The following is a 20,569-nucleotide window of genomic DNA, read 5'->3' on the forward strand; positions in this document are numbered from 1 at the left end:
GAGCAGGGAATCCCGTGAAAGAGGAGCGCCACATGACCAGTCAGTCGGGCACAACAACAGGCAGCAGCATCAGCGGTGAGATCGGCTGCAGTTCAGATGCAAGCAATGCGTTCGGCAGCGGCGCGCACACAATATCAAGCCGATTCAACGCTGTTAACGACGTCGATTGGAGCAATCGCCAAAGTGCACACATCGGCGTCCCCGGCAATGGCAACGGACGAAAAGCAAACAGCGGAAGCGGCTACAACTCCGGCAACATCGCGGCGGCAACGGCAAAACTCACTCTTTCAACGGCGGTCGAAGCATGAGCAACAGCACTTCCAACAGCAACAACGGCAACAGCAAGTCCGCGAAACCGGACGGCGGGGTAGTCCGAAAACTCAAGACTCGTCACATCTCGATGATCGCACTCGGCGGGTGCATCGGCACCGGCCTGTTCATGACCTCAGGCGGCACCATCGCCAAGGCCGGGCCAGGCGGCGGGCTTGTGGCTTACGCGGCCATGGGCATCATGATCTATTTTTTGATGACCAGCCTCGGCGAACTCGCCACGAACATGCCCGTCTCCGGTTCGTTTTCAGTGTATAGCACCAAATACGTGGACCCGGCGCTGGGCTTCGCAATGGGTTGGGACTACTGGCTCAACTGGGCCATCGCCGGCGCCACCGACATCTCGACCGCCGCGCTTTTGATGCAGTATTGGTTCCCGAAATCGCCGGGCTGGGTGTGGAGCCTGACCATGCTCGTCATCATCTTCTGCCTCAACGCCTTCGTGGTCTCCGCGTTCGGCGAGACGGAATTCTGGCTGGCGCTGATCAAAGTGGTCACCATCGTCATCTTCATCGTCATCGGCCTGATGATGATCTGCGGCATCATGTTCCAACCGGCCATCGGCTTGAAGAACTTCACCTACAAAGGCGGCCCGTTCATCGGCGGCTTCCCCGCCATCATGGCGGTCTTCCTCATCGCCGGCTACTCGTTCCAAGGCACCGAAGTCGTAGGAGTGACCGCGGGCGAATCCGAGAACCCAAGCCAAGCGGTGCCGAAGGCCATCAACAACGTCTTCTGGCGCATCGTGCTCTTCTATCTGCTTTCGATATTCGTCATCGCGGCGATCATCCCCTACACCGACCCGCACCTGCTCGGCGCTTCCGATACGAATGTCGCCATGTCGCCGTTCACCATCGTCTTCGAAAAAGCCGGACTGGCTGGAGCCGCAAGCATCATGAACGCCGTCGTGCTGACCTCCATCCTCTCCGCCGTCAACACCGGTGCCTATGCCTCAAGCCGCATGCTCTACGGCATGGCGAAGGACGGCTACGCGCCGAAGTTCCTGGGGACCACCACCAAACGTGGCGTCCCGCTGGCGGCGCTGATCACCACGCTTTGCATCGAGGCGCTGGCATTTTCGTCCAGCATTTTCGGACCGAAATTCTATATGTGGCTGGTCACGGCGACTGGTCTGACCGGCTTCATCTCATGGATCGGCATCGCGCTGAGCCACTTCCGCTTCCGCCGTGCGTTCAAGCTGCAGGGCCACAAGCTTTCGGAACTGAAGTACCACGCCAAACTCTTCCCGCTCGGCCCGGTCCTCGCCATCGTGCTCTGCCTGGTGGTGATGTGTGGGCAGGATATTCCGGCCTTCGTCTCCGGCAATTGGGGCGAGATCCTGATGACCTATTTCAGCGTCATTTTGGTCGCCGCCCTCTATTTCGGCTACAAATTCACCCACCATACCCACATCGTCAAACTGGCGGATATGGACGTCTCCTCCGCGCGCCCGGAGGTGCTGAAGCGGCAAAAGGAACCGACATCGACAGGCAAGTAACAGTTCATCCGCCAACGGAATTCCGCCGATCAATTGATTCTCACCATCTTAACCTCGAAAGTTCTGTCAGTCTACTGACAATTTCCGTCCAAAACTAAAAGTTTTGTCAATCAACTGATAACTTTTTAGATTTTAGTAAAAGTTGTCAATAGACTGATAGAACTTTCAATTTTCTGGTAAAGTTGTCAATAGACTGACAGATTTGGAGCTGGAAAAATGATTGATCGCCCTTATTATTTGGATTGGCTGGAACGCTGGCGCGACAAGGAACCCATCAAAGTAGTGACAGGAATGCGCCGCAGCGGCAAATCGAAGATACTCGAAATCTTCCGTGACCATCTCGCCAACGACGGCGTCGATCCCAAGAACATCATCGCCATCAACTTCGAAAGCCTTGATGAAGCCTATCCAACCAAAGCCAAGCCACTATACGACTACATCGTCAAGCGTCTGCAACCGGGTCAAAACTATATCTTTTTGGATGAAATCCAGCACGTCGAACATTTCGAGAAAGCCGTCGATGCACTGTATATCCGCAAAGATGCGGACATCTATATCACCGGTTCGAACGCGAAGCTACTTTCCAGCGAACTTGCGACGCTATTGACCGGCCGTTACGTCGAACTCAACATGTTCCCGCTTTCGTTCGCGGAATACCGCAGCACCAGGCCACAATCGGAGAGCACGGACCAATCGTTTGAACGCTATCTCACTTACGGCGGTCTGCCTTATATCACCTACCTCGACGACGAACAGAGCATCGCCGACTATCTCGGAGGCGTGTTCAATACCATTCTCGTGAAAGACGTCGCGGTACGTCACCCGAAAATCGACATGCCAGCCTTCAACGAAGTCGCCGCGTTCCTGGCCGACAACGTCGGCAACATCACCTCGGTCAAAGGCATCGCGGACACAATGAAACAGGAGCATAGCGGCATTTCTCCCAACACCGTCCGCGAGTATATAGCCGCACTGTGCGAAAACTACCTGCTTTTCAGCGCCAGCCGCTATGACATCAAAGGCAAGGCCTATATGAAAACGCTTGAGAAATACTATTTGGGCGACCCCGGCTTCAGATTCTGGTTCCTCGGCAAATCCAGCGGCGACACCGGCCATCGCATTGAAAACGTGATCTACCTCGAGCTGCTACGCCGTTACCGAACCGTGTCCATCGGCAAAATCGGAAACAGCGAAGTCGACTTCTGCGCCACGGGTGCCGACAGAGTCCACTATTTCCAGGTCTCACAGACCGTGATGGATAGCACCACCCTGACCCGCGAACTCACACCGCTGCAAAACATCGACGACAACCATCCCAAAACCTTGCTGACTCTGGATCGCATCGGCAACGGCGACCACGCCGGAATCAAACAGGAGAATCTGCTCGACTGGCTGCTAAACGGTCAGCATCGTCAGTAAATCAAAACTCGCTTCGACGGCTCACGAATCAATGATTCAAAACAGCTTAAGAACGGCATCTCCTACTCAGCGAAGTCGGCGGGAACCGGGGCGGCGGCTTTGTCGGCGTCGGACTGCTTTTGCTCGTAGGTCGCGGAAACCGTCTGCGGGTCCTCCGTCACTATGGTTTCGGTATTCAGGGCCTTGAACGCCGCGAACGCACCGAACGCGAAGAGAACGAAAATAGCAGCCCAACTGATGGCGTGCTTCCACCATGCGATGCCATGGGAAGCGCTCCGCTCGCTTGCCGCGGCTTCGTTTTCGTCGACGAAGTCGTACTCGTCGGCAAAGCTATCGTGTTTCCTTGCGAAGATACCCCGTTTGCCTTTGGGGTTAACGTTTTTGCCTGCAAAACCACCCTGCTTGCCCGCGAAGTGAGTGTACTTGCTGATTTCGTTGCTGATTTCGTTACCGATCATCATGGCTATCAATCCTTAGAACAATTTGCGCGTTGCCTCTTGTCGGCACTTTTCTGCCTTCTCGCGCTGATACAACTTTTTTGCAATGTCTAAGAAGCGTATCGCGATATCGCTTTCACGTTTTGTCTAGTTTTGCGCGAGGTGACACTTGTTTTCACGCGCTAACACTGATGCGGCTTCGCATCATTGCCGCCCGAATCATACAGGAGTATGGCTTCGGGACACGTCAAGACGGTCATTGCGTTCCGATTCCTTTTATTGTGTTTTGTTAAGTACGTCACACCATCATGACGCCATACACCGCAACGCGAGGTTCACACAACGAAACGGCATGGTTATCCAAAGCCATTGGACAAAGCATTTATCGGCGACAGACACGGATATTCAATCGGCCGGCAACTACAAAACAAGGGTTGCCACCAGGGTAAACCCTTGTGACAACCCTTGTTTACAGCTCTCGAACCCTCAGACCTGACGAGCGAAAACGCTCAGTCGGCCACAACGAGAACCTTCGGCAAGCTCACTTCTGGACCTGCGTGCGGGCGATGTCGCCGTTGAAGGACTCGTTCTCGTCGGCGTCGGCCGACTTGCCCTTGAGCCAGGAGAACATCGAACGAAGCTTCGGGCCGACGGTCTCGATGCGTTCGTGGCTGTACTTCTGCTGCAGCTCCTTGAAGCGCGGAGCGCCCTTGGCCTGGTCGTCCATGAATTCCTTAGCGAACGAGCCGTCCTGAATGCGCTGAAGCTGATGCTCCATGTTGTGGCGGGTGTGCTCGTCGATGACGGTCGAAGTGAAGTCGCCGTACTGGGCGGTGTCGGAGCAGGACCAACGGGCCTTGTTCAAACCGCCTTCGTTCATCAGGTCGACGAGCATCTTCAGCTCGTGGCAGACCTCGAAGTAGGCGATCTCCGGCTGGTAGCCGGCATCGGTCAACACCTCGAAACCGGTCTCGACCAGGTGGTTGACGCCGCCCATGAGCACGTCCTGCTCACCGAAGAGGTCGGTCTCGGTCTCTTCCTTGAAGGTGGTCTTGATGGCGCCGGCGCGCAGAGCGCCCAGAGCCTTGGCATAGGCGAGGGTGATGGCCCAGCCGTCGCCCTTGTCGTCGTTCTCGCAGGCGACGACCACCGGCACGCCACGGCCGGCGACATACTCACGACGGACGATGTGGCCCGGTCCCTTCGGGGCGACCATGAAGGTCATGTGGCCCTTGCCCGGCTTAATGTAGCCGTAACGAATGTTGAAGCCGTGCGCGAAGGCGAGCGCCGCATCGGGCTTCATGTTGGGCTCGACCTCTTCCTTATAGATCGTGCCCTGATACTGATCAGGAGCCAGGAACATGATGATGTCCGCTTCCTTGACCGCGTCGGCGACGGACTTCACTTCGAGGCCCTGCTCCTTGGCGTACTCAACGGACTTGGAGGTAGGCCGCAGGCCGACGACGACGTCCACACCGGAGTCGCGCAGGTTCAGCGCGTGCGCGTGACCTTGCGAACCGTAACCGATGATGCAGACCTTCTTGCCGTCGAGAACGGAGAGATCAGCGTCGTCTTCGTACCAGATTTGTGCTGCCATAGTATGCACTCCTTGCATAATTTATTATTATTTGCACGACTAAGCACTCTGCCTGCCGTGCGTAGAAATTGGCTCTTGATCTAAAGGGATTTTGTCCCGTTGTTCGTCCATTGTAACGCCGGTCACAGCGCGAACCGCGCCGCCGTCCAATAATCGAACAGATAATTCTTAAAGATTGAGACGGGACGAATCCCGAATCAACAGCCATTCCCAAATCTATATTTTAATTTTTAATTATTAATATTCAGTTATAAAGATACTTTTAATGAACGATGACCCATCGTTTGACTGCCCATATATAAGGGCTGCCGACGAAAGCCTGACAAAACCAAGCCGCAGGACAAGCGGCAGCCCGGCGCAATCACGCGGTGAAGTCGGTGTCCTTGGTCTCCTTGCAGGTGAGCAGGGCGACCAGGCAGCACAACGCCATCACGGCCATGTAGAGGCCGACGGAACGCACACCCCAATGGGAGGAAAGCCAGGTGGCGATGGTCGGGACGAAAGCCGCGCCGACGATGGCGGCGAGGTTGTAGCCCAGGCCGGAGCCGGAGTAGCGGACGTTGGCGCTGAAGAGCTCAGGCAGGATCGCGCCGACGGGGCCGAACGCGATACCCATCAGGGCGAAGCCGACGCACAGGAAGACCATGATCTCCACGAAGTTGCGGTGGCTCATCAACAGGTACGGGAAGCAGAACGAGAACACGACCAGCGCGATTGACGAGAACATCAGCACACGGCGACGGCCAAGCTTGTCGGCGTAGACGCAGGAGAGCACGATGAACACGGCGAAGACGCAGATGCCGGCCATCAGCATCAGCAGGTACTCGCGGTTGGTGAAGCCGAGGCCGCCGCCGCCTTCGGCCTTGGTCTTGGTGCCCCAAGCGAGCGACCAGGTGGCCAGCGTGTAGAAGAGGGTGTAGGTGACCGCGACGATGAACGTGGCCTGCAGGACCTGGCGCCAGCTGGTGCGGAAGACTTCCTTGAGCGGCGACTTCACGGTCTTCTTCTGCTCTTGGGCGAGGCGGAAGATCGGGGTCTCCTCCATGTGGACGCGCACGACCAGGCCGACCACGACGAGCACGATGGAGAGCAGGAACGGCACGCGCCAGCCCCAAGCGAGCATCTGCGCCGGAGTGCAGAAGGACTCAAGCAAAAAGTAGGTGCCGTTGGAGAGGAAGAAGCCGATCGGGGCACCGAGCTCCGGGAAGGAGCCGTAGAGCGCACGCTTGTTGGCCGGGGCGTTTTCCGTGGCGACCAGCGCCGCGCCGGACCATTCCCCGCCGAGGCCGATGCCTTGGATGAAGCGGCAAAGGCAGAGCACGACGACCGCGAGCAGGCCCCACTGGCTATACGTCGGCAGGCAGCCGATGAGGAAGGTGGACAGGCCCATGGTCAGAAGGCTGACGACCAGCGTGGTCTTACGGCCCATCTTGTCGCCGTAATGGCCGAAAATCAGCGAGCCAAGCGGGCGGGCGATGAAGGCGATGGCGAAAGTCAGGAGGCTGACAAGCAGTGCGACGGTGGGGTTGGTCTTGTCCGAGAAGAAAATCTTCGGAAAATAGTTGGCCGAGGCGGTGCCGTAGGCGTAGAAATCGTAGAATTCAATGGCCGTGCCGACCATCGAGGCGGCGATGACGGTACCGACCGAATCGTGCGCCATGTCCTGAAGTTTTGCCTTGCGTACGGCTGCCGCAGTGCTGTCGCTGCCGCTGCCGTTCCCAGTCGCTGTGTCGACTGATGTCATAATGTTCTCCTCCGGTACGTTTGTATTGCCGTACCGATACTGCTTTGCTTTAAGGCCTGCTGCGCGATGCTCACAACCTGCCGCTTGCCGCTTCGCCGTCCCGCGTTCTGTCCGCTCGCGCTGTCCGCCTGTCCACTTGCGGGCCGCGCGAACCGTGTATGACACAACGGAGAACCGATGTCGTTCGCCGTTTTGCTTGAAGCCGTATGCCATTCGGTTTGAGTTTCGCGTTTTCGGTTTCGCGTTTTCGGTTTCGCGTTTTCGGTTTTGGTTTGATTATCCGGTTATTGAGTCGTTCTCACTATCCGGTTTACGGAATAGTTCGTGCACGAACTTGCGGCACTACCACGGTGACCTTTTGGGGCGCAATAACAAAATGAGCCCTGCCATTTCTTGCAGGGCTCAGAAGCTATACGCCGGATATTTCTTGTGAATATCGTTATTCGTCCGATTGGACGATCCGCTTGCTTGCCCTGCCTTCATTGGCGGGGCTCAAGCTGAATGTCAAAAATCAGGCCGCCAACGAAGACGGGCTAATAATTCGTGCAGATTCAGCGTTAAGACTCATCAATCCGTTCTTCATGGCGTCCTCCTTTCAACATCTACCAAGTTCTATCGGGTTCGTGACCCGTTAATCAGGTACCATAGGCGCGCCTTTGCTCCAGCACACCCCGGTATCTCATTATTCGGACAGTAAAGCCACCAGCCATCACAACAAACGTTGGAATATCAGCCAAACGTGCATCCAACATAAGTACAAAAACATCTGCTATGCGGCATAAAGGCTATTTAAAATGTCACGAAATTAATCCGAACCCGACACTGTCGTTGTAATCCAAGGTCATTTTCCCAAAGCATATGTCTTGACTCTGACCCAACGCAGACGAAACGCAAAAGGCCGGGTACGAATCGAATCGCACCCGACCTTAAGCCTCAACCCTCACCTATCAGGCGGGAATCGTGCCGCCTTGCGAATTGCCACCATCCTTGTTTTCGGAATCCGAGGAATCGTCGGAAGCCCCGTCACGCTCATCGCCGCTGGTCGAACGACGACGCATATAAAGGATGGTGCCGCCGCCGATCAGAAGGATGATGATCAGGACAACGATACCGGTTACCGCAGCACCGGTTGTAGCCATTCTGCCGCTAGCCGCACCTGACGAAAGACCGTCCGCAAGACCAGCGGAAGTCCCGAAACCAAGGCTGCCGCCGTTGGCCCCGTTAGAGGATCCGCCGCCCAAACCGACGGCACCGCCGCCAAGAACCCCGCCTCCGGGGAAGCCGCCCAAAATCCCTGTTCCGGGAAGCTTGTTGCGGAAGACGTTGGTGATGGTCACCTTGTTCTTGTCCGCAGATTGAACAACCGTCACCTCGCCGTTCGCCGGGTCGATCGAGGTGGAATCTGCGCCGGACGAATCGGTCTGCACGACCGTGCAGTGCGCGCCGAGCAGGATGTCGCCCAACGTCGTGCTGTAGCTGTTCGCCTCGCTCAAGGTAAAGCTGCCGTTGTCGCCCAAGTCGATTGTGGTCGGCTTGCCGTCACGCTGATAGGTGCAGGTGACCTTGACCTTGAATGGGCCCTTGCCACGCGAACCGAGGGCGCTTTCATCGCCGGTACGGTTGACGACAATCGGAACCTGGCCTACGTCGTACCTGTCGGTTGCGACGACAGTGACGTTGCTCAGACCGTTGACCAAGATCGGGATACCGGGCTTGGAACCGTTTACGTTCCCGGCAGCCGCAGCTTCCGCTTGTGCCACGCTGGCGATGGTGATCTTGCCGTTTGCGGGCTCGAACGTGTGCTTTGTGGCACCGGAATCGGTGACCTGACGCACGGTGCACTGCGTGCCCGCCGGGAAGACGCCGAAGCTCTTGCTGCCGCTGCCGCTGATGCCGAACTGCTCATTGAGCAGCTGCTGGCCGCGGTAATCGCAGACCGCCTCGTACTTGACCGGAGCCGTACCATAGCGAGAAGCACCGTCGCCGGAAACCTCACGGTTAACGCTGAACGTGCCGGCATCGTAGTGGTTGGCCACGGTGGTGGCCACAACCTTGGCAAGGTCAGTGGCGCTGCCGTCGCCGACCTTGACGCTGGCGGTGCCGTCGGCATTCGCGGTGACGTTATCACCGGTGAACACCGTCTTGTCGGCCGCCGAAGGATCGGTTTCGGTGATGGTGCAGGTCGAATTGGCCGGAATCGTGTCGGCCGGCGCCTTCCACGTCTCGCCGTCGCTCAACGTGAAGGAAGCGCTTTCGTCATTGCCCGCGCCGAAACGAACCGTCTGGCCATCGCTCGTCTTGCAGACCGCCTTGAAGTTGAACGGACCGAAGCTGCCCTTGGTGGCTTTGGTGTCGACCTTCTTGGTAACACTCAAGTCGGAGTAGCGGTAGACGTTGGAAATCCGCGCAGATTGAGCCGCGACCACGGCATTGGTGGGATTATTGGCACCGTTCAGAGTGTCAGAAGTGACAATATTCATCGTATCGGAATCAGAGGTGTTGTTGTCACCGTTCACGCTCACGGAACGCCCGGCCTCGCCGAACTGGCCAAGCTCGCCGTCCTCGGAAACGGTGCAAACGGTATTGCCCTCCCCTGTGCCATCAAGGCTCAACGGAATATTCGCAAGCCTGCCGGCAGCGTACGTGCCGTCGGACTGTTTGTTGAGCGTGATGAGACCATGGCTTTGGCCAGCAAACAGCATCGCATCGCCATCTGCGCTTCTGCAGGAAACGGACGCACGGACCTGCTGCGGGCTATACGCGCTCGCTGCGGGACCGGAAACGACCTTGGACGCCAGAAGCGAACCGGTTTCGATACGCGTGCCGAAACGTGACGGCGCCGCAGGATGCATGCTGCCGTCGAGCGCAGTATAGAGGATACCGAACTGGTCCCACACCTCCTGCACACCGGCCGCCTGGTCGAACGAGACCGGGACCGACGGGTCGGAATCGTCATCGTGCGGACCGACGGAAGATGCGGGGGTGTTCTTCGAGGTGTACGTGACGTCCGCACCTTCGCCGGGTCGCAATGTCGTGCTGGATGTAGTCGAGAAGTCAAGGGTCACACGAAGTCCGGTGACCTTTGACCAATCCGTGACGGCGCTGCCGGGAACCCAAGTCGAGACCGAACACGCCTCGTTGGCAGGACTGGTTGAGATGCCAGGCAAAGTACTCCAAGTGCCTACGCAAGGTGATTTATCGACGGAGGCCTCGATCGTTTCGGTTGTGCCTGCCGGCGCGCCCACGACCTTCGGGGCTTCGGTCAGTTCGGCATGATAGGTCGAACCGCGATAATCGCTGCTGGCCACGATGCTCTTGTCGTTCTTGGCAGGCAACTGTTCGAAGAACTGCACCTTTTTAACCGCCGTGGTACCGGCGTTGACCATGTGCAGCACCCAATCGTCCTTGCCGCCGACAGCGGTATTGGCACGGCACGGCGAGCGATAATAGCTCTTGCCGTCAAGCGCGGTGAGCGTCGGATTGCAGGTCTGGGTGCTGTCGAGCGTGTTGATCGCGCCCGGCATGCTGCCCTTGACACCGCCGACGATGTAGATGTTTTCACCGGTGGATGGCGTGACGAAAGCGGTTACTGTGCCGCCCACGGTATTGGTACCATCCATAACCGGTGTCACCAGAGCGGAACCACCCGGGGCGGTTGCGACCGCGCTCAGATGCTGTTCGGTGTTGACGGTGACAGGGAGGCTGACATTGCTTCCAGCCACAGCACCGGGCTCGACTTCCAACCAAACAACGAATTTGGCAACCTCGCCGGGCAACATCCGGTTCTTGCCGGACGGCCAGGTGAGCACGACCTTGCTCGGGTCGCTCGAATCAAGCGTTGGCGTGTCCTTGAGTTCGCCGGAATTGGGCGCGCCGCCCACGGTTCCGGGCGTAAAGGTCATCGGGTGGGACGGGTCTCCGGCACCGCCTTGGCCGGTATAGCGCAGCTGCGCAGGCAAATCGGCGGTCACCTTGCTGATATTAAGGTAACCGGTTCCGGTATTGGCGATGGTGACCTCCCAAGGCACCATCTGGCCGACGTTGACCGAGGGGTTGCCGGAGTTGGCGACCTCATCCAAACCAAGCTGAGCCGTGCCCAATCCCCAAGACAGCAACGCGCTAGCGTCGGAAGAAGCGGTCTGGTCGGGGTTGACGTCATCGTTCAGGTTGCTTTCCACCTGCGAGGAAACCGCATTGGGCTCGCTGCCGGGGTAGACGACCTTCTGCGTATCGTCGCCACGCACGGTTGCGCGCTGGGCCACCTGATATTGGATATGTGCATCCCATCTAACATCCAGAGAATTCGTGAACAGCTGCGGATCGCCGGTGCCGTCAGGGTTGGTGAAAACAAAGCGCAGGCCCTGAATATCGTTGTATTGCGCCGGCGTTACCGGCATGGCATATGCGGAGCTCCCACCGGGCAGCTGCGCCTGCTCGTCGCCGTCCTTCCAACCAAGCGCACCACCGGGGCCGAACGGGCCGTAGACGCCGATCTTCACTTTGGTGGCACCACTTGGGAAAGTGAGCTGCGAAAGGCCGGTGAAATTGAAGTTCTTCCAGAAGTTGCCAGTCTTGGTGACGCTGCCGTTTTTGCCTTGGCCGTCCGGCCAGCTGGTAAGCGTCACCTTGGTGGGCGAAAGCGAAGAATTGTTGCCTGCATTCGCGCTCGACGCATCCATTTTCACCGTTTGCGGTGCACCCGGATTGACATTGATCAGGTTGTTCGGGGCAATGTTCTCATAGATGACAGTCTGCAGTTCTCCAGTGCGATAATTCATAACGCTTCGGATAAACTTGGTGGGCTGGTCATCCGGAGCACTGTCCGTAATCGGCGCATAGATCTGCACCGTGGCACGGTTTGTCTCGTTGAACAACGGAGCCGATGGCACAAACGGCTGGTTGGTTGAACGCAGCGTATCACGCACACGTGTCGTCAGCTTCAGATGCACGTAGTTGCCTTTGACCAACGTCGGGCCATTGATTTCCGGGTTGGAGGAACCTTGGAACGTGACCGAAACCGCGACGACGTCGGCAAGCTGGGCTTCTGTCAAGGCGTTGGCCTGTGCCGCCGTCGTGATCGTCGGGTCGACGGTGAATGTTCCCATGCCGGTCGCATAGTTCGTCGGCGTGTAACGCAGAATATGGACAGTCGAATCGGCAAGCGAGACCTGGCTGGGATCATCCGAGCTGATCACGATGTGGGTCAGCGTCTGTCGATTGAACATGTTGGGCATCGAAGAAGCGGAATCAAGCTTGCCGGTGCCGATATCGGAAACATTGGCGGCAGTGAACGGATTCTCCTTCGCCGCTATCGACGTGTTCGCCGTATAGCAACCATTCTGATTACTCGTATCACATTCTGACGGTGTAGTGATACGCAGATACGACGCACGGTTAGCTGAATCATTGGTTGCGGAAATATCGTAAATAGGCATCGGATAGGAACTCGTCGGAGCGGAAACACCGTGCGGCGGCACCAAAAAGTTAAATGTCCCGTCATTACCCGGATTCAGGGCCGCCTTATAGTCGACGATATTGAGTTTGGCGCCGTTCATTCCGATATATTTCGTCGTATGCGGATGCGCAGGATCCGCCGCCGTCGCCCTTTCGGACTCTAGCCTGACGTTCTGCGGCTGAGGGTGACTCGTGTCGCCATTATGCAGCACGCTGCCGGTGACGAACGTACTGCCGCCACGCTTCTTGTCCCGCAACTGCCAGTTCGCCGCGAAATCGCGCGTTTGCGCCGCAGCCACTACGCCCGAACCGGGCTGGGGAACGTAGGGCTTGCCGGCAGCGATGTCCGCACTTCGAGCGGCATCGTCAGGTTCGACGGTGATCTCGAGGCCGGTCAGATCCCCGGCATCACCTGTCGGCACCGTATAGCCTTTGAAAGATCTGTCTGAATTCTGCCAATTGCCGCCAGGGGCCGGAACAACGGACCACGTACCGGTAGACCAGGTGGCGCCTGCACGGTAGACCCGAACTTGCGTGATCTTGTCGTATTTAAGGTACCAACCGTTGGTGTAAGGCGTGTCGGACGCGGCAATGGGGTTGATGGAAAGCAGATCGAACACGTCGTTCCACATATCGTTATGCGCACCAGCATCCGCGTAATCGCTTACGTCGCCGGATTGCTTGAGCGTCACCGAGGTCATATCCCCGTCGATGCCCCACTTGAGGTGCGAAGTGACTTTCTTTCCGGACAGGGACGGCGCGGAACTCATCGCGGCATCGGAAGCGTCCGGATCGGTGAACGTCGCGCTGATCCAATCATTGACTTGGTAGAAATCGTCCCCGGGCGGAAGTTCCGGATTGTGGAACGAGAGGACGCCGACCGTGTTCTGGTTGGTCGGATCCGCATCAAGCGCGTTGCTGTCTACCTGATAACCCTCGTCGGTTTTGCCCGACGCGGCGAGGCTGGTGGTGTTGCCGCAGGTGTATTTCGTCGGTTTCTGAGGACCGGAAGTGTCAAGTTCGTCGGTCGCGCCGGACCCATCGCGCTTTGCTGCACGGGCGGTAAAGCTGACGTACTGCGAAATCGCGGTGCTGCCCGTAAATGCGGTGCTGCCGGGGTCCGATTCGAGCTTGAACCGGATGCCCGTCACCTGATCCGGGGTCGCGCCGGAATGGGCGGTGTCGAGTTTGGTTTTGAGGTCGGCGGCATTGAGGCTATAGATATAACTTGCGGTTTGCGAGGCTTTGCTATCAAGCTCGACCCAACCCACACCCGGAAGATTGACGCTTATGGTCAGTTTGGTATGCGCCGGAATCGGCGTGGACTCGATGGCGTTGAGGTCGAAGGCGTTCCAGAAATTATTGGCATCGGCGCCGGAGGCACCTTCATGAATCGTGCCATTGGCATCGATGCTCTTGTCAGCCCAGGAATCCTCGACGGTGACGGTATTGGGCTGCAGGTAATCGGTACTGGCTCCGGTGGTTTCCGAAAAACCGACCACGGCCTGGTGCCCGACCGGAACGGAATCATTCGGGCTTACCGACTTGTTGACTGAGACTTTTATCTGCGGCTTGACCAGTGTCATCGTTGCAGCCGGGGCCGTGGCGGAGGCCGTCGCGCTGTTGTGCGCGGTGACCGTGGCCTTGGTATTGGAATCCGTGAAATCTTTCGTTGTCTGGCCTGATGGGAACTCGTAGGCACTGGGAGATTTCACGATGAAATTGATGGCGGCGTTCGCACCGGCACTGATGGGGTTCACAGTGCTCGGAGTTGGCGTCGAACCGAATTCGATGTCGAAAGAAGCGATATCACCACTGGGCGAAGTCGGGACCATACCATTGGCGAACGTCACCCTTTGATCGGGTTGAGCGCTGTTAAGCATATGGTAAACAACAGTGCCGCTATCTGCACCGGCCGGATACAAAATACCGGCTTTGAACCCGCCGAATTTGATATCGGAACTAAACAGACCGCTACCTACCGAGGCCTCCATCTTTTCGACCGGGGAGCCGCCGTTGGTAAGCGAGACTATTCCGGTCGATTTGTTGCCGGCCGGGTGGCGGGCCGGGTCGAAGGACTCGTTGACGGTTACGCCAAGTTGCGCCGGGGAAAGCGTGACCGTTGCGGGCGCCGAAGCTGTTGGCGTGCCCGTTTCCGAGCCCTTTGCCGCGTTTGCCTGTAGGATCGGGCTGGCGGTGGAAGCGGTACTCAGCCCGACAAGCGGGCTATTCGCAGCATCGTTGCGATCGGTCGAACGCTGCTTGAGATTGAGGGTGACCGGGCTTGAAGTCGTGGCGTTTGGCACCATCGAGCCGGTATAGGTAAAGCGGAGTCCGGCGACATCGGTGGCGCTCACGCCAGTCGGTAAGGCGAATGTAGACCCCGGGGTGCCGGCAGTCCAGTTCCACTTGCCGTCACTACCCTTGACATACGCATCAACTTGAACCTGCGTGGCACCAGATGGCATCACCGTAGATCCAAAACTATCAAAATCAAAGAAACGGAACGGATTGTTGGTGTCAAGCGACGTTGTATCCGCACCGGCTTGAGCATCCTGCGGCATCTGAACGACGACTTTGTCGGCATTGATGTTGGAGGTATTGGTGACGTTGAATTTGAACGTTTCGGCCGAACCCTGCACATATTGGGAAGCGCCGGGATCAAACGAACCCACGGCCGTGGCTTCGAGCTTGGAGTCAACGCTTACCTGTGCCGTCGCGGAGGAAGTCACGGACTTGGAATTGGAAGCGAAAAGCGTCGCGGAATTCTCGAAATTGACTTTATTGCGTGAATCGCTCGGCGAGAAGTCTGAGGGAACCTGCAACGTGAGGCTCACCGTACCGTTCATCCCTACGACCAAGCCGGTTTTGTTCGTTTCACCCGATACGAACTGCTGCCCGGGAGTGAGGGTGAATGACGTATTGGCGCCGACACTCGCAGGACGCGACTCGGCCACTCCGCCCTCTTTCCAGACGACGTTCGCCTGAAGGCTCGGGCTTACGTTGAAATCGGTAATGGCGAAGCCTTGCAAGGCCGCGGGAAGTTGATCAAGAAGGTTCACGTCCTCGCAATTGGTCTCCGAGCAGCCCAGGTTGAATTGGTAAGTGAATTTGTCGCCCGGCTTAAGGCCGGCGGCATTCGCCGTGTCAACGCCGTAGACGGACTGCGAGAAATTGAGGAACTGATACTCCGGGTCGCCCTGAGGGCCAACCTTATTGGCGCCGGCGGCCTTGTTATCGCCACTGGTTTTCGCGGCAGCGCCAGAAGCGCTTGGGTTGCTGGGGGCAACGCTATCGGCCGAGGCGATCACACCACCGCTCAACAACATCGCCACCGCCGCGACCACAGCCACCAGCCCAGTCAACCTACGCGAGGCACCACCTTTTTCCTTGCGCACCTTACCGGCTGCATGTTTCATTGAACGCCGGCTATCGAATAACCCCATGTCTTAACCCCTCTGACCTTCCGGATCGACCCCACGCGGGATATGCGTTGCGATATAAAACGAACGTCGCAACGCTTCTCATCAATACCGTTTGGATATAAATCCTTTGTCTCTTACCGATACAGTGCTATCACTAAAAAACATTTACTACTATCATATCAACGCATGATATGTTCGAAGGAAACATACTATAAAATAATAATTAAAATACCGAAACCCACGTATTCCGTATATTATTTTGGGTATTTTATAATTATTTGCAAAATAAAAAATGTAACGAAAAGCTCTTAAAACCTTGTACATAATCCAGATATTTTCTAATAAATCAAATGAATTATATATAATTATCTAATAAAATAGTTTCTTACATATTATAAATTTCCAACAAACGTGAGGAAGGCGACAAGCCAAGAACCATCAAATTGTCCCCCTGGCCAAACCGCAGAATTCGTGCAACCACAAACCGACTTTCGCTCTCAGCTTTTACCGAGGAGGAAACGACGCACCTTGCCGACGCTCGTTCGCGGCAACGAGTCCACTTGATAGAAACGATGCGGCACTTTGTAATGCGCTAAATTCTCCCTGCCGAATTCTCTGAACTGAATGGCCTTGGAAGCGGTTACTTCCAGACCGGGTTCCTTCGATTTACGTAACCGGGTTCCTTCGATTTACGTAACCGGTTCCCTTCAGACGATTCGCCAGACGCAGAAACCGTCACACCCGAAAGTTTGCCGCCGGCAGCTTCATTACTCCCATCGGCCTTACACACGACGTAAGCCACGGGAATTTCGCCCCACTTTTCGTCATGTTCAGTGGTGACAGCGATCTCGTCGATGCCCGGACAATCGGCATAGACGCGTTCGACCTCTTCAGGGAAGACATGCTCGCCACGGAAGTGAAGTGGTTGCGCACCGTCTGCTGGATGCCTTTCGGCGCGCCGGTCGAGCCAGAGGTGAACATGACGCTCACCATCTGATCGTCGGCGAATTCGCGCGGGATCGGCGGAGTTTGCAAGGAGTCATTCTTGCCTCCAAGTTTAGAATCAGCAGCCTTGTCAATAACTCATCAAAACCAATAATGCGACTCTTGCCGTTGGTGGGGTCGTTACAAAGCAAATCAGCAGGAAGGCTGTCGCCCTTGAGGCAGCAGGCGACTCCGGCGTCACGCATCTGCCCTTCGAGCTCGTCGTCGGTCAGGCGCTTGTTGAGCCATACGACCGTCTTGCCATAGAGCAGCAACGTGACGGCCAGCAAATAACCACGAACGTTGTTGTTGGAGACCATCGCAACGTTCTGGGTTCTGAATGCGCCGAGCTTGGCATTGTCGGCCGCAATCGTCAAATCACAGACCAACTGCAGCACGTTGCCGCCGCCCACAGACCAGCCCTTGACCCTCGCAATGACGGGCTTGGGAATGATGCGGATCAGGTGCTGAAGATCAAGGATAACGACCAAAATACGTGTCCAGCATAGATTTCGGCATACTGCGCCACACAGCCAAAAGCCGTTTTAAAATCCGGGCGGAGAGATTCAATACCGCCTCTTGCGTTGCCTCTCAATGCCTCGACGCTGATTCCAGACACACATTCTGGCCCACACTCTTGCCACACACAACGCGACGAAGCATCTTCTGAACCGCAATGAACCAATGCCGCAAATACCAGTGCATCCAATGAATACAAAAATTCCTGGTGACTGATTATTTGACAATCAGTCACCAGGAATCATCGATTCTTCGACTCGTTCATCGAGCGTTTTGGCCTTGCAGCGCAACGATCAAACGGAGGACTCAAACCTGACGTTCAAAGCCGCACCTCAAACCCATAGCGGCGTTATTCACGCCTTGCGACGAGCCAGCTCGACGCCAGCGCCAATGAGCAGCGCCGCCAACGCAACACCGACAACGCCGACAACGGAAGCCCCCGTAGTCGCCAGGCTCTTGGGAGCCGACTGGGCAGCGTTGTTTCCGTTCTTGTTCTGAGCTTGCGGAGCCGGAGCGGAATTGCCATTGGTAGGTTGCGCTGTCGAAGTCGGGGCAACCGGAGCCGGAGCCTGCGGTGCAGGCGGGGCGGGAGTACCTGGAGGCGGCGGCAGTACAACCGGTTCCTGGCCATAGTCCTGGCCGAAGGTGATTGGCGTCCAACCTTGCAGGTTGCCGTCCTGATCGACCAGCGCGATCTTGTGGTCGCCCGTATAGCCCTTCGGCAACAAGGCATCGACATAATACCGGCCCTTGTCATCCTTCCGCACCCGGAGGTATGGAGCACCATCAGGCCCTTGCAACGCAACGGGATCGGAATAGATGTACCCGGCCCAGAAGCAGGCTGGCGTATCTTCACCATCGACATCAGCCTTGCAACCAGCAGCGAGATGGCTGATATAAACACGATACGGCGAGCCAGCAATCGGTTTGCCTGCAACCGCGATATCGTTCATATTACCGGTGTTCAAATCACCATTCGCAGGAGCCTTCGGCTCGGCTTTCGTGGTAAACGCTGGAATCAGGGCTTGGCCATATTGAGGAGTCGGCCCACCATAGCCCATGTTCTCAAAATTGACACCGACCAACAGCTGCATGATGTCGGTTTTGACAGGCTGGTCCTTCTTGCCTTGAGCCACAAGTTCCTTGGCATGCTCGCCAATCATTTCCTCAGGTTCCGTGAGCGAAAGATCCTTGCCGTTGGCGTTCACGTTCCTATTGGAATAGGTGGTGTTAGGGTCAAGCCCGATCAGCGGAACATCGAAGTGACCACTGCTCCGGCTCATATCCTCATCAAGGAAACGCTCAAATGATTTACCGGTGGTAGTCGCCATACGATAAAGGCCTGAGAGCGGATTCATCCAGTCCTGCGTTTTCACGCCATAGAGCTTCTGATAGGTATTCGCGGTCAGCTGCGTGTCCATGATATTGTTGTTGCCGACTTCCGGGGCATAGCCACCAAAAGGAGTGCATTCGTTGGGATTCCAAGTGCCGCAACCAAATTGATCACTTCGAGCAGTCATGCTCGTAATATGGGTGAGAGAGACCATCGGAACCGTAGGCCAGCGTTCATCAGGATTCTCTTTGCTGTTTTTGGTATTAACGGATTTCCAATTCAATGGTTGACCGTTGCGCATGTATTGGTAATCAAACGAAATATTGGCAGTGTGTGCACCGATATCTGTTACTTTAACATTGGTAATGCGCACTTCGTCTTTATCATTTACGGTAGGGTACTCCACTTGAGGCGCGGGCGCGACGTTCGCCTGTGGAGCTGCCGGAGCCGACGGGCTATCAGACTGCGGCCCGACGACAGGGGCCGACTTGGCCAAAGGATTTTCCGACTTTTGGCTCAAATCAACGACGTTTGGCTTTGCAGGCTGGTCCGCATTGCCCGCCGTCGGCGCCGCATTCGCGGTACCGGCACTGAAGCCTGCCATCATCATGCACGCGGCCGCAAACGCTGCGACAGCGGCATATCTCCTCTTCTTTGCCATATTTCTTCTCACTTTCTTTCCAGCGACTTAGCTGAAAACAAGACAAATACAACGGTTTTAGTCTACTGTTTTCAACAGACACTTAAAACATTTCCTGATTCCTTTAAGAGTTGGAGCGAAGTTGGCCAATTATTCAATTCCCCCGCATAATCAGTTTTCGCACGCGTCGCGTGAGTCACGCCAATATTTTTATCCCACAATGTTCATGGGAATTCACGGTTTGCAAAACAAAAAATAGAACTATCGACTTGCTTGAAACCACAGGTTCACACGATGCGCGCCGTAGATCCTATTTCATTGTCAGCGAAGACAAAATCCGGATTTTTTGCTAGTTTATTCAGAAAATATACGAACAAACAGGAATAGAAGTTTTATTTTATCCAACATTCTTTGAATAACTGACTTATTGCCAAAGGCCGTCTGGACAAAAGATGGCAAAGCACCCATCTCGGTACAAAAGTTCACCATGTACCGTGTAAATAACTGTGGGTTTCGTGCGCTTCATGGCATGCGAGACAACATTGCCGGAAAACCTTTTAAAAGAGAATGAATAGAGCCATGATTGAAAGGACCGTGAGCCGCCTTATGTCTTCGGTACTCACCAAGAAGAAACTTTCTCTAGCCCTCTTCCTCCTATGCTGTATAGGCCTTATTTTTATGTGGTTCACGCCCGCGCCCGCGCGCGTGCAGACGTTCTTCATCCCGTTCGCGGTCATTCTGGTCTCGCTTGGCGTGCCGCCGATTGTGGCGACCATGCTGCTGGGCCTGCTGACCTGCATCTCGCCGGGCATGACGCATTACGGAACCGGCACCGCGTCGATCTACTACTCAACCGGTTACGTCAGCCAGAAGGAATGGTGGAAGGTCGGCTTCATCGTCAGTCTTGTCAACCTTGTTATTTACGCCGGGGTCGGCACTCTTTGGTGGAAGTTGATCGGTTTATGGTAAAACGCCAAATCACATTACAGGCCCCACTTCAAACCTCCGTCCGCAAAAGCGGGTCGGGGGCTTTGTGGGCTTTAAACGTGCCGCCAGGAAAGCATCGGAAGGGTGATTTCCGATGAAAAAACCTTCGTTGAATCGAATTCAAAGAACGGTTTTCGACATCTTTTCACATAAATGCCGAGAGCCGTTCGGCAAGCCGTCGTCAGTGAACGGTTTTCGGCAT

At 56.1% G+C, this 20,569-nt stretch carries 10 protein-coding genes and 1 pseudogene; 5 read left to right on the forward strand and 6 right to left on the reverse strand.

Features of this window, described 5'->3' with window-relative positions:
- The first annotated feature begins 32 nt into the window (after nucleotides 1–32).
- The 3 genes from PT275_RS07220 to PT275_RS07230 all read left to right on the forward strand — a co-directional run bounded on the left by PT275_RS07220 (nucleotide 33) and on the right by PT275_RS07230 (nucleotide 3,247).
- Entirely contained in the window at nucleotides 33–308 is a 276-nt protein-coding gene (locus PT275_RS07220; protein ID WP_277153723.1) for a hypothetical protein, read from the forward strand.
- Nucleotides 305–1,828 carry an amino acid permease gene (locus PT275_RS07225; protein WP_277153724.1) on the forward strand — a complete coding sequence of 508 codons (1,524 nt, stop codon included), beginning with the start codon at nucleotides 305–307 and terminating at the stop codon, nucleotides 1,826–1,828. Before PT275_RS07220 ends, PT275_RS07225 begins: the two co-directional genes overlap by 4 nt.
- Nucleotides 1,829–2,044: 216 nt before the next feature.
- Complete coding sequence (locus tag PT275_RS07230; protein ID WP_277153725.1) at nucleotides 2,045–3,247, forward strand: ATP-binding protein; 1,203 nt, start codon at nucleotides 2,045–2,047, stop codon at nucleotides 3,245–3,247.
- A 62-nt stretch (nucleotides 3,248–3,309) separates the two neighbouring features.
- On the opposite strand, the gene PT275_RS07235 is transcribed toward PT275_RS07230, so the two are convergent.
- From PT275_RS07235 to PT275_RS07250, 4 genes are all read right to left on the reverse strand, one after another.
- A complete protein-coding gene (locus tag PT275_RS07235; protein ID WP_277153726.1) occupies nucleotides 3,310–3,708 on the reverse strand; it encodes a hypothetical protein in 399 nt (132 codons plus the stop codon).
- Between the two features lie 517 nt (nucleotides 3,709–4,225).
- The gene (ilvC, locus tag PT275_RS07240) at nucleotides 4,226–5,281 is read right to left on the reverse strand and encodes a ketol-acid reductoisomerase (RefSeq protein WP_277153727.1); all 1,056 of its coding nucleotides are present in this window, start codon (nucleotides 5,279–5,281) and stop codon (nucleotides 4,226–4,228) included.
- A gap of 361 nt (nucleotides 5,282–5,642) precedes the next feature.
- A complete protein-coding gene (locus PT275_RS07245) occupies nucleotides 5,643–6,941 on the reverse strand; it encodes an MFS transporter (protein WP_277153878.1) in 1,299 nt (432 codons plus the stop codon).
- A 1,031-nt stretch (nucleotides 6,942–7,972) separates the two neighbouring features.
- Nucleotides 7,973–15,898 carry a DUF5979 domain-containing protein gene (locus PT275_RS07250; protein WP_277153728.1) on the reverse strand — a complete coding sequence of 2,642 codons (7,926 nt, stop codon included), beginning with the start codon at nucleotides 15,896–15,898 and terminating at the stop codon, nucleotides 7,973–7,975.
- A gap of 832 nt (nucleotides 15,899–16,730) precedes the next feature.
- Here PT275_RS07250 and PT275_RS07255 point away from each other — a divergent pair.
- Nucleotides 16,731–16,901, forward strand: a complete 171-nt coding sequence (locus tag PT275_RS07255; protein ID WP_277153729.1) for a hypothetical protein — start codon at nucleotides 16,731–16,733, stop codon at nucleotides 16,899–16,901.
- Between the two features lie 340 nt (nucleotides 16,902–17,241).
- Here PT275_RS07255 and PT275_RS07260 read toward each other — a convergent pair.
- Nucleotides 17,242–17,376 (reverse strand): annotated as a pseudogene (locus PT275_RS07260) (enoyl-CoA hydratase-related protein); the annotation flags it as partial.
- 384 nt (nucleotides 17,377–17,760) lie between these two features.
- The gene (locus PT275_RS07265) at nucleotides 17,761–19,401 is read right to left on the reverse strand and encodes a hypothetical protein (RefSeq protein ID WP_277153730.1); all 1,641 of its coding nucleotides are present in this window, start codon (nucleotides 19,399–19,401) and stop codon (nucleotides 17,761–17,763) included.
- Nucleotides 19,402–19,986: 585 nt separating this feature from the next.
- On the opposite strand from PT275_RS07265, the gene PT275_RS07270 reads away from it, so the two are divergent.
- Nucleotides 19,987–20,349: an anion permease gene (locus tag PT275_RS07270; protein WP_277153879.1), complete on the forward strand. Its 363-nt coding sequence runs from the start codon at nucleotides 19,987–19,989 to the stop codon at nucleotides 20,347–20,349.
- Nucleotides 20,350–20,569: the final 220 nt, after the last annotated feature.

This window comes from Bifidobacterium sp. ESL0745 (genome assembly GCF_029433335.1).
Lineage (GTDB): Bacteria > Actinomycetota > Actinomycetes > Actinomycetales > Bifidobacteriaceae > Bifidobacterium.